General features: G+C 70.6%; 1 protein-coding gene and 2 pseudogenes. All 3 read right to left on the reverse strand.

Annotated features, from left to right (window positions below; translation table 11 throughout):
* Window positions 1-853 (reverse strand): DNA ligase LigA-related protein (locus VTU_RS0106020; RefSeq protein ID WP_010102044.1); only part of this gene is annotated, 853 nt, incomplete at its 3' end.
* Between the two features lie 7 nt (window positions 854-860).
* A pseudogene (locus VTU_RS25990) lies at window positions 861-1,960 on the reverse strand (cell division protein FtsZ).
* 16 nt (window positions 1,961-1,976) lie between these two features.
* Window positions 1,977-2,665 (reverse strand): annotated as a pseudogene (locus VTU_RS0106030) (AAA family ATPase); the annotation flags it as partial.

The raw sequence follows: 2,665 nt of genomic DNA on the forward strand, positions 1-2,665 counted from the left end.
CAATCTGCACCTGCGTTGCAACCGGGAAACCCCAGGATTGCAGGGCCTGCAGCAGCGCGTAGTGCGTGTCGAACACCGGACCGCCTGCGCTGGCCGGGGTGATGGCGCCCAGGCCGTAGGCGAAAAAGCGCAGCGGCCGCCGGGCCGTGATGCCGGAGTCGAGCTGGCGCACGGCGCCCGCGGCCGCGTTGCGCGGGTTCACGAAGGTCTTGCCGCCCTGCGCGCGCTGGCGTTCGTTGAGCGCGTCGAATTCGGCGCGCCGCATATACACCTCGCCGCGCACTTCGAGCAGCGGCGCGACGCCGTCGGGCAAGGTCTGCGGTATCTGCCGGATGGTGCGGATGTTGTGCGTCACGTCCTCGCCCACTTCGCCGTCGCCGCGCGTCGCGGCCTGCACGAGGCGGCCGTTTTCGTAGCGCAGGCTCATCGCCAGGCCGTCGAACTTGGGCTCGGCCAGGTATTCGATGGGCGGGTCGGATTCGGCCAACCCGAGTTCGCGGCGCACGCGGGCGTCAAAGGCCTGCGCGCCGCTGGCCCCGGTGTCGGTTTCGGTGTGGATGCTGAGCATGGGCAGCGCGTGGCGCACGGGGGCCAGCCCCTCGAGCACCGCGCCGAGCACGCGCTGCGTGGGGGAGTCGGGGCTGACGAGATCGGGGTGCGCGGCCTCCAGCGTCTGCAGTTCGCGGAATGCGCGGTCGTATTCGGCGTCGGGGACGCTGGGCGCGTCGAGCACGTGGTACTGGTGCGCCCAGTGCTGGAGCTGCTCGCGCAGCGCCCTGACCCGGGTCGCCGCCTGCGCCCGGGTGGGAACGGGGTCCGGGTTCCCGGTGGGGGTGGGGGGGGATTCGTTCATGGGGTCTTCAGCTGAACAGGCGCCGCGCGAGCACCGAGCCCGCTGACAGATCGTGGCCGTCGAGTTGGTCGTAGAGCAGTTCCAGGTCGGCGGCAATGGGGTCCATGGCCATGCTCGGCAGCGGCTGGCCGTTCTGGTCGCAGAGCACGCCGTCCATGGCCGTGCACAGCGCCTGCGCCACGCTGCGCAGGCGCACGAAGGGCTGCTCGGCGCGCTGCACCTGCGCCACGTCCAGGCTCAGCGTGAGCTCGCGGATTGCGGACTGCTCCGGGTCCTCGGCCAGCGCGGCCTGGGTGTCGTAGCCCAGCGTGAGCAGCGGCGGCAGACCCTGTGCGCTGGCGGGCAGCACGAGCCGGCCGGGCAGGACGCCGGGAACGAAGCCCAGGCGCGCAGCGTTCTGCTGCACGTAGCCGGGGCTCCAGGCGGCTTGGTGCGCGCGCAGCATGAACGCGAGCTGCGCGTCGTGCGCGCTGGCGAATTGGTCGAGCTCGCGCGCGCGGGCCACTTCCTGCAGCATGTCGGGAAAGTCCGGCGCGGCGTTGATGGCGTCGGCGAACGCCTGCGCCTTGACGACGAACTCGGAGAATTCGATTTCGTTGAGCGCGCCCGTGCGGTTCGCCAGCTGCACCCCGGCCTGGAAGCTCTGGTAGCGCCCGCCGGGCGCGGGGGCTCCCACTGCTGCGTGGCCGCGTTCAGTCCCTCGACGGCAAAGGGCTTGCTGCCCGCGCGGCGCGTGGGCGGCAGCGCGGCGAGCGCGGCCTCGCCCGAGACCCACTGCTCGGGCAGCAGCGGGGCGATGACGTCGATGAGCGGGTCGAGCCGGGAGCGGCGCTCCTGGGGGAGTGGGGTGAACGCGGGCAGTGGCCGCGCCGCGTCGCCGGCTGCGCTGTGCTGCGCGGGTTCGGGGTCGCCGTCGAGCGCATGGAATCGATCCGGCGGCGTGGCGCCGTCGGGGTCGTTTTCCTGGTGCAGGGCCGGCTCCGCGCGGGGTCCCTGCTGCTGCGCGCGCCGGGGCGTGTTGCGCCACGTACTCCAGCTGTTGTAGGCCACGATGAGCGCCAGCAGGATGCCGCCGACGATGGCCAGACTCAGTTGCAATGTGCTCACGGGGGCTCCGATGGGTTCAGGCGTCGGCCATGGACAGCGCGGATTCCATGTCCACCGCCACGATGCGCGACACGCCCTGCTCCTGCATGGTCACGCCGATGAGTTGTTCGGCCATTTCCATGGCGATCTTGTTGTGGCTGATGAACAGGAACTGGGTCTCGCGGCTCATGCTGGTGACCAGCCGAGCGTAGCGCTCGGTGTTGGCGTCGTCCAGCGGTGCGTCGACTTCGTCGAGCAGGCAAAACGGCGCGGGGTTGAGTTGGAAGATGGCAAACACCAGCGCGATCGCGGTCAGCGCCTTTTCGCCGCCGGACAGCAGGTGGATGGTCTGGTTCTTCTTGCCCGGCGGCTGCGCCATCACCTGCACGCCGGAGTCGAGAATCTCGTCGCCGGTGATGATGAGCTTCGCCTGGCCGCCGCCGAACAGCTCGGGGAACATGCGGCCGAAGTGCGTGTTCACCGTCTCGAAGGTGCCCGAGAGCAGTTGGCGCGTTTCGGCGTCGATTTTGCGGATCGCGTCTTCCAGCGTGTTCATGGCCTCGGTGAGGTCGGCCGTCTGCGCGTCCAGGAAGGCCTTGCGCTCGCGCGCCATGTTCAGCTCGTCGAGCGCGGCCAGGTTCACCGCGCCCAGCGCGGCGATCTCGCGCTGCAGGCGTTCGATTTCGCCCTGCAGGCCGCCTGCGCGCACGCTGGCGTCGGTGATCG

The organism is Verminephrobacter aporrectodeae subsp. tuberculatae At4 (assembly GCF_000193225.1).
In the GTDB taxonomy this organism is placed as follows: Bacteria; Pseudomonadota; Gammaproteobacteria; order Burkholderiales; family Burkholderiaceae_C; genus Acidovorax; species Acidovorax aporrectodeae.